The sequence below is a fragment of the Tychonema sp. LEGE 06208 genome, from assembly GCF_015207505.1.
Lineage (GTDB): Bacteria > Cyanobacteriota > Cyanobacteriia > Cyanobacteriales > Microcoleaceae > Microcoleus.
Genome location: NZ_JADEWT010000076.1, coordinates 23,643 through 32,464, shown reverse-complemented (window position 1 = coordinate 32,464; position 8,822 = coordinate 23,643). Strand labels below are relative to the sequence as shown.

The window sequence follows — 8,822 nt, the reverse complement described above, 5'->3', positions numbered from 1 at the left end:
CTCCCCCTCTCCCCCTCTTCCCCTCTTCCACTCTCAACTCTCAGACTTGGTAAAATCGCGGGATTGAAATTCCTGATAGCACTGTTCCACAAAACCTAGATAGCGCTGCTCAAAGACTTCGGGGGCAAACCCGGAGGCGCGCAACCGTCCCATTTCCGGGGAAAATTTGCCTTGCAACTGCTCAAATTCCTTGACAGCTTCGACTAATCCTGCTGCGGTTTGGGAGGGAAAAAATAAACCTGTCCCCCTCTCTGGGTGTTGGCGAATGTCGAGCACTGTCTCCAAAGCGCCGCCTGCTGCATAGGCAATTACTGGTGTCCCGCAAGCTTGAGCTTCTACTAAAGCTATGCCAAAATCTTCACAGGCTGCATAGACAAAGGCTTTTGCCTCGGCCATGTATTTTTCGACTGCGGAGGCGGGCTGGTGGCCGAGCAATTGTACATTGGGTTTGGCGATTTGCCGGAGCATTTCTAATTCTGGGCCGGTGCCGATGACAATTAGATTGCGCCCGAGTTGATTGAATGCTTGGACGATCGCACTTACGTTTTTGTAACTTACCAACCGGCAAACTGTCACGTAAAAATCTTGTTTTTGCTCCAGCAAGGCAAATCGATCGATATTTACCGGCGGATAAATTACCTCAGCGCGCCGCCGGTAGCACCGCCAAATTCGGCGCGCCGTGTGTTGGGAGTTGGCGATGAAATAATCGACGCGGTTGGCGGAAATTACATCCCACTGCCGCAGTCGGTGCAACAAATATCGCGTCATCACGCCCAAGATGCCCCGTCCGGCTTTGCTATTACGTAAGTAGTCAAAAGTTAAGTCCCAAGCGTAGCGCATGGGTGTGTGGCAGTAGCATACGTGCAGTTGTTGGGGGCTGGTGAGGATGCCTTTGGCGACGGCGTGGGATGATGAGAGGATGATGTCGTAGGCTCGCAGATCTAGTTGTTCGATCGCGACGGGCAGAAATGGCAAATATTTTTGCACGCCGCTGCGGGCTGCAGGAAAGCCCTGCAAGAATGTTGTACCAATCTGTCTTTGAAAAAGATAGCTTTCGGGATTGGCTGATTCAAAGTCGATGAGGGCATAGACATCAGCATTTACGTATTTGAGGATTTCCTGCACTACGAGTTCCGAACCGCCGGTAGCCAAGGGTGTCAACCATTCATGAACTAGGGCGTATTTGAGTTTTTTCACTTTATGTAGTCGATCGAACGATTTATTAGCGCCAGTTCTGTCAATATTAGTCTTACCGAGAGATTACTGACGCAGTATCGAGCCATTAACCGCGTTTCTACGTAGGCGACTCGATTTGAGATTCTTCGACTTCGCGAGCGAACAAGTTTGAGATTTACTCCACGGATTAATCTGGGAGCTCGAACAGGAGTCTCACCAGCGTCGAGTGTTTGTACCCATTTTTTGGGATAGTTCAAACCAAGAATTTTGGGAATAAACGAGGTTTTTGTCAAATTTGGGGCTGGCCAAATTGCCTAGTGCGGCAACGATTCGCCAGATTGTTGACAAAAAATACTATTAGGGGCAATAGTGTAAAGGATTTGCGATCGGCTAACTCTTCGGAACGGGCGATCGAACTAACGTGGTGTGAGGAAAAAATGTCCAAATTTTTGTGGAAAGGACTTTTAGTCAGTCCTGCTGTATTAGCAGCAAGTTTAGTAGTATCTTCGACAGCCCTAGCAGCAGAGCAACCTGTAGAAATAGCCTCGGTAGCTCAAGCCAATCAATTGGAATTAGCAGGTGCTGCCACCGAGCAAGCACAGCCTGAAACAGCAGCCGTGACAGCCGAACCAACGTCACTAGCCACTAACTTAACTGTTGAAACTATTGACAAAGAAAACCTAGCAGCACCGGAAAACCCAGTTACCGAACAGACAAAAGCACCGGAAAACCCAGTTGCAGCAGCAGACACAAGCGAAACACAACCCGCAGTTGCAGCAGCAGACTTAAGCGCCCAACAACCTGTCGCAGAGGAAATCCCCGCAGTCGCGCCCGCCAACACAAGCGCCACGCCACCCGCCGCACCGACCAATTTAAGCGCCGAAAAACCTGCCGCACAACCCGAAGAGATTTCCCAATCAACCCCTCCGGGCGCCCAACCTCAAGCGCAATCAAATCTTTTAGAACAAATCAACCAATACAGCGCAGAAGACAGCGAAGATGCAGCCGGCCAAGTAACCTCAGTTTCGCAACTGTCCGACGTGCGCCCCACAGATTGGGCGTTCCAAGCTTTGCAATCCCTAGTAGAGCGCTACGGCTGCATAGCTGGCTATCCTGACGGCACCTTCCGCGGCAACCGGGCAATGACTCGCTACGAATTCGCAGCCGGTTTAAACGCCTGTTTGGATAAAGTTACCGAACTGATTAGAGGTGGTACGGGAAATTTAGCAACCAAAGAAGATTTAGCTTCTATCCAAAGGTTGCAAGAAGAATTTGCTGCGGAATTGGCAACTTTGCGCGGTCGCGTCGATGCTTTGGAAGCGCGCACTTCTGAATTAGAAGCAAATCAGTTTTCGACTACCACTAAACTCAATGGCGAAGTGATATTTGCTGTGACCGGTATCGCCGCCGGAGATGATGCTGAGGGCCGCGAAGCTGATAGAACCACAGCTTTTGGCAGCAGGGTTCGTCTCAATTTTGATACGAGTTTCTCAGGTGAAGACTTGCTGAGAACTCGACTGCAAGTTTTGAATTTAGGTTCGTTTTCTACTAACAATACCAAAACCGCTGAAGGGGAATTGCGGTTTAATGCCGGGCCTTTCGGCGAGGCTAGCAATACTGTTGGTTTAGATGCGCTGCTTTACCAATTCCCTCTAGGCAAAAACACTACTGTAATTCTAGAAGCCAACGCCGGCGCTGCTGATGATTTTACCAACACAGTCAACCCTTACTTTGACGGAGATGGCGGTAGTGGCGCTCTTTCCAACTTCGGTACTCGCAACCCGATTTACTATTTGACTGGCGGTTCTGGCATCGCTCTGCGGCATCAGTTTGGGGAAAAACTCGAACTGAGTTTAGGATATTTGGCCGGCAACGCCGCCAACCCGACGCGGGGTAACGGTTTGTTCAACGGTTCCTACGGCGGTTTGGCTCAGTTGACTTTCAAACCGAGCGACAGCTTTGCTATAGGTTTAACTTACGTTAATTCCTACAATTTCGTGACCGGTACGGGGAGCAATGCTTCTAATTTCCCGGCGCGTCTCGGTTCTTTCGGGCTCGACAGCGATAGCAATCTACCTGTTTCTAGCAATTCCTACGGCGCGCAGGCTTCGTTGAAACTTGGTCGCCGAATTGCTCTTGGCGGTTGGGCGGGTTACACCAACCAGCGCATTTTATCAAACTTGGCTACTCCTACCGGTTCTGTGCAGCGGGGAGATCAAAAAATCTGGAACTGGGCGGCTACTTTGGCTTTTCCTGATTTGTTGAAAGAAGGAAATGTGGCGGGGATTTTGGTAGGTATGGAGCCTCGCGTGACGAGTTCTACTAATCGGAGTTTACCGGAAGATAAGGATACTTCGCTGCACATTGAAGGTTTCTATCAGTTTAAGTTGAGCGACAATATTTCGGTCACTCCTGGTGTGATTTGGCTGACTGCTCCGGATCACAATAATGATAATTCTGATTTGGTGATTGGAGTAATCAGAACGACGTTTACTTTCTAGGAGTTGTATGTATAAGGTGCGCCCCCGCACCTTTTTTGGCGCTGAAATAAGCTCTAATTAGATTGATGGTGGTGTAAATCTTTAAACTTGCATTGCATCAATATTCGCTCTGTTAACCGCAGATTTCCAGCGTACAAACACTGATTGACGCTGATAATTTAATAAGTCAACCGTTCATTTCAGGCAGATAACGCACGCTATAGCAGATAATTTCCAGATAGAAAGGCAATTTGGGCAATCTTGTGTTTTGTTTCAACAGAAATGACCAGCTTTAGCTAAAGCTGGTCTGCACAAATAGTTAAATCCGTTGTTTTTCCCACAGTGTTTTTCTCACGGCGAGGAAACCCGAGTTGCACGTTTCTTTGCAGCGGGTTCTAAGACAGATATCATCTCTCTTAAGCGGTACTTTTGCAACAAAATTTATTTTTTTGTAATACAACTTTACATTGAATAGAGATTTTTGAGGTTTGTAGTGAGGAATTTAGTCCTCGGATTGTTGGAAAACTGAAGTCGGATCGATCGAACTTATTGTCTTTTAGTTGTCACCGCGTACATCATAATCATGCGGGGGCTTGCTGCGGTCTGCCCCAGACAATCCGCTCTTGTTTGTAGACAACCATACCAGGTTTTGCACCTTTCGGCTTATATACATATTTCGGTTCTGTATAAACCACGGGAACTTGTTCGCTGTGGCGGGCGCGACTGTAGTATGCAGTCATGTCGGCCGCAAATTGCAAATCGGTTTCTTGGGCGACATTACCGGGTGTCAGACGCAGCAAGGCGTGACTTCCGGGAATCTCTAGGGTGTGGAACCACAAGTCGTAGTCGGTGGCGGTACGAAAAGTGAGTTGGTCGTTTTGGCGGTTGTTGCGCCCGATTAATAATTCAAAGCCGCTGGGGGTTTGGTAGCGGTGAAATTCGATCGCAGCATTTTTGTCACTGCCACGGTAATCTGGTACAACTAGATATTTTTGCTGGATTAGTTCTTCGCGGATTTCGGCGAGGGTTTGCAAATCTTGGGTGTTGCGGTAGGTTTCGAGTACCGAAAGCGCGGCTTCGACTTGTTCCAAATAGTCGATTTCTTCTTGTACGGCGGCTAACAAAGGTTCTACTGCTATACGAGCTCTTTTAAGTTTTTGGTGTTTTTTGTAGATTGCTTGAGCGTTTTGAACGGCGTTTTTTTCGGGGTTTAGGGGAATGGTAATTGGTTTTTCGGTTTCAAAGTCGGGGAGGGAAATTGATTTCATTCCGGGTTCCCAATGCTGCAAGTTTGCCATTAGCAAGTCGGCTTGGGATTTGTGGATATCTGCGCCGGCCGATTGCTGCAAGCGTTCTTTAAATGTGTTGGCTTTGAGGCGCAGTTTGGCGAGGATGTTGTTGAGTTTTTGGGTAAGTTGATGCCGCAGTTGGGCGAATAGTTGTTGGTTGATTTCGCCGGTGTAGTAGCTGTTAAGTAATTCTTGGACGGAAGAGTTCGGCAGCGGATTTTGTAGCGGATGTAGCGGATGTAACAGATTGGGGGAATTAGATTCCTTTTCAGATTCAGATTCTGGCTGTTTTTCGTCGGGCTTTGGCCAGTCGATGACGCTGTAGCCTTCGGGGGTAAAACTCGGTTGGAATTTGGAGTTTTCTAGGCATTGCAACCAGTACAGCCAGCGCTGAAATAGTTGCTGCCATTGGTGGGGATTGAGGCTGTCGGTGGATTGTTCGGGGTCTAGATTTGCCGATCGAATCATGGACACTACTAAGTTTTTACTCAACCCTCGGTAATTCTTCAACAGATTGGTCTTTAATTGCCCCGGAACCAGGCTAATTCGTTCTTGCCAGCGATCGAGAGGTTCGATCGCGCTTGGCACTGCATCGGTCAAAGAAGGGGGCAATTCGTAGGGTTGCCCGGTTTGGACTGGGCGGACGCTGGATTGTTTTAGGCCGACTTGGTGGGCGCAGGTGACAACGAGATTGTCACTGGCGGTGAGGATGATGTTGCTGTATTTGCCCATGATTTCGGCGTAGAGATGCCAAAGTGCTCCTTCGCCGGGACGTTTGGCGAATTGCAAGTCGATGACTCTTTCCCAAGGGGACACGGGGGCGATGGAAACTAAGGCTAAGCCGCACAGTTGGTGGCGCAGTTGTTCGCTGAAGGTGAAGGTGTCGGGAATGCGGGGCGGGGGGGCGCCGACACAGATGCGGGCTGCTGTTGGATGGGAGGAAATGTCTATCCAGGCGCGCCCTTTCATGGTGCGGAGGGCCAGGGACACGGTAAATCGATCGCGCTGGTAGACTTGTTCTAGGCGCGCTGGCAGCCATTGGGCTCGCAGTTCGCTGCAAGCTGCGGTTAAAGTTGTAAAGTCTACGGGTTGCACGGTGGCCTCTTTGCGATCGATCGAATATGTATTTCTATACTGACAGATATTGGTCGTATTTTACCGATGGAATCAAAGTTTTGAAACGAGCTGGAAGGGAAAGCATATCTATGCTATAGCCTTTCTGTGCTCTGGTATGAGGTACTATCCGGGATAGGTACTATCCGGGCATAGGGCATACCTCACTTTTGTGAGAACCGCTATATAACCAACGGCTCGTTTGCGATCGAACTAAAGGTATGCTGTTGCGCGATCGATCCATTAAGCAGGGGGAACACCTCTTATTGAACACTGTTCATCAGTGGTGAGTATATTTTGAGATAAATTCACCATTCTTAGAAGCTACAGACACGCTTTGTAATGACTTTTTAAATAAAAGAAGAACTGATTAATAGTGGTTTTTACTTAATGCAAAACTTGAGAAAATAAAAATATTACAACCACTATTTACAAATTGTATAATATTGATTAATGAGTTATTTGTGAGAATTTATTTAACTGCCACAGCGAGAATCTTAGTCAAATAGTCATCATCCCACCAGCTCGAAGTCGCTTATTCTTTGTTCCAGTTTTGGAATTTTTTTTATTATCAAAAGATTAAACGAGATATGTCTGATTGTCGCAAAATTTTGCGGAGCATTATCTTTTCCGATCCGACAATCATCTTCACGAAAATCTATATCTGATACCCAATGTAAATAATTTTTCTTCCCAATGACTGCGGACTGATTCACCAAATGTTTGAGCATCATTTGGTAAGCTACTAATATAATAACGAGTTTTAATAGTTGTTTTTCCCTGGACTATTCTTACGGATTCTATCAGACCTATACTATGAAGCTTCTTCCATTAATTTTCGGGTTAAATCTGCCCTTTGATGTCACTTAACATGGTTGTGATGTCGGATTTCTGAGCGACCATGATTACTCTCTTTTTTTGTTGAACAAGCTGTATGTGTCAAGCCAGAAAATCCTTGTCTATTTGCTTGTTTAAACAACGCTTATACTCTGGCATATAAGGATGGTTGGTTATTTTTTAAGGTGATCGCGTAATCTCCTCCTTGTTCGACAATTGACTTCATAACTGACTTTTGACAGCCCAGATTATCAATCGTGACAATGCTGACCTTTAATTCTAATACTTTGATTAAAGCCGGAATTGCTGTGATTTTATTGAACTTTTTATCAACTTTAACTTGTCCTAAAACTAATCTTTGACTGGTCGCCCAAGCACTGACCATATGAATCGCTTTTTTGTCTCCTACCCGATCGTAAGAATGGCGAAGAGTTTTGCCATCAATTGCGATTACTTCTCCTGGATTGAAGCAACTAATAGATTGATTGAATCCAATTCAAAAAACATTTCTGAAATTGCTCAGGTTTGAGGCGGGAAAATACTCGCACAATTGTGTCATGTCTCGATACCATTCGGCAATTCTAAAAGTTTCTTTAACCAACCATTCGTGTTGAGCTGCGCCCGTAACTTTCGATATCCACCCATGTATCAGCACCGCAAATTACCGCACAAATTGAGTCATGATAATATCCATTAATTGATGATGTTTTGTTCGCTCAATTCTTGGGTGTTCTCAGCCGGAAAAATGGTCGAAAATGGTAATTTTAGGTTTGAGTTTCATACAGGGCGAACTCTGATTAAATGTTTTGTAGGTACTCAATAATTATTCTCCAATATACCATATTCTGTTAATGTTAAATTTAGATGCGTTCACCCTGCTTTACTCTATGCCCGGTGTCAGAAGAAGCAGGCTTGATTCCCGCCACCCTGGGCTACGTACTCATCCGCTTCACGGCTTGACTCAAACTTTTATCAGGTGAGAATACCTGGGATATCATCGCCCACAAGGTGACTATCGGTGTGTAGACGCTTTGGTAGTAGGTTATCTTCTGCTTCGCTAGAATCTTCTGGACTAACGAATCTGGCAGCAGTTTCTCCCAAGGTGAGGCAACCAGGGCAAAAATTGTTGCTTGAGAATGCACGCACGATTTGGCATAATGGAGAGAGAGATTTTGGTTTGTAAGGAAATTATCTATGTATATCTTGCCTTACAGATTTTTTTTGCTCACTTGATCAGTGCGATTGGACTTTAGTCCGCAATCCGGGAGCAAACTAAAGTCCGCACTACGAACCAATCTTAGATATGTCAATTGACCGGACACGATATCAGCAAGCCCTAAATATTAGTAACAAAATAGCAATTTTTAATTATCTATGAATTATTGGTTGATGAAGTCGGAACCGGATGTTTATAGTATTGCGGATTTGAAGAGCGATCGTACTTCAATTTGGGACGGTGTTCGCAACTATCAAGCGCGCAATTTTCTGCGGGAAATGAGTCTTGGAGATTTAATATTTTTTTATCATTCTAATACTAAAATTCCGGGCATTGTCGGATTGGTGCGCGTGATTGAGACTGGGATTGCTGACCCGACTCAATTTGATGTTGATAGCGAATATTATGATGCTAAATCTCGGATTAACGCGCCTCGCTGGCAAACTGTGAAAGTTGAGTTTGTGGAGGAATTTGCTAAGTTAATATCTTTGGATGAATTGAAAGCAAATTTTAGTGCTGAGGAGGTTTTGGTGGTGAGGAAAGGCAATCGCTTATCGGTGATGCCGGTGTCTGAAAGTGCTACTCAGAAAATTTTGAAGATGAAGTAGGATAGTTGAGGAAAGTCGGTATTAGTATTGAGTTTTTGGCTGTTTAGTAGCACAAAACAGAGGCTCTGCATTACCAGGCTTTTGCTGGTAACGAGCTATTAGG

4 protein-coding genes and 1 pseudogene are annotated in these 8,822 nt (G+C 45.9%); 2 read left to right on the top strand and 3 right to left on the bottom strand.

Annotated elements, in window-relative coordinates:
• Window positions 1-33: 33 nt before the first annotated feature.
• Window positions 34-1,197: a glycosyltransferase gene (locus tag IQ263_RS19090; RefSeq protein WP_194069308.1), complete on the bottom strand. Its 1,164-nt coding sequence runs from the start codon at window positions 1,195-1,197 to the stop codon at window positions 34-36.
• A gap of 416 nt (window positions 1,198-1,613) precedes the next feature.
• On the opposite strand from IQ263_RS19090, the gene IQ263_RS19085 reads away from it, so the two are divergent.
• On the top strand, window positions 1,614-3,677 hold the full coding sequence (locus tag IQ263_RS19085) for an iron uptake porin (RefSeq protein WP_194069319.1): 2,064 nt from the start codon (window positions 1,614-1,616) through the stop codon (window positions 3,675-3,677).
• Between the two features lie 560 nt (window positions 3,678-4,237).
• Here the strand turns inward: IQ263_RS19085 and IQ263_RS19080 are convergent.
• Both IQ263_RS19080 and IQ263_RS19075 read right to left on the bottom strand, forming a co-directional pair.
• Window positions 4,238-6,040 carry an NFACT RNA binding domain-containing protein gene (locus tag IQ263_RS19080; protein ID WP_194069306.1) on the bottom strand — a complete coding sequence of 601 codons (1,803 nt, stop codon included), beginning with the start codon at window positions 6,038-6,040 and terminating at the stop codon, window positions 4,238-4,240.
• A gap of 490 nt (window positions 6,041-6,530) precedes the next feature.
• Window positions 6,531-7,616: pseudogene (locus IQ263_RS19075) on the bottom strand (ISAs1 family transposase).
• A 653-nt stretch (window positions 7,617-8,269) separates the two neighbouring features.
• Here IQ263_RS19075 and IQ263_RS19070 point away from each other — a divergent pair.
• Window positions 8,270-8,719, top strand: coding sequence for an EVE domain-containing protein (locus tag IQ263_RS19070; protein ID WP_194069305.1), 450 nt, complete (start codon window positions 8,270-8,272; stop codon window positions 8,717-8,719).
• Window positions 8,720-8,822 lie beyond the last annotated feature (103 nt).

Coding starts and splice junctions, on each gene's coding strand:
- IQ263_RS19085 (WP_194069319.1), top strand. CDS start 1,614: ATGTCCAAATTTTTGTGGAAAGGACTTTTAGTCAGTCCTGCTGTATTA.
- IQ263_RS19070 (WP_194069305.1), top strand. CDS start 8,270: ATGAATTATTGGTTGATGAAGTCGGAACCGGATGTTTATAGTATTGCG.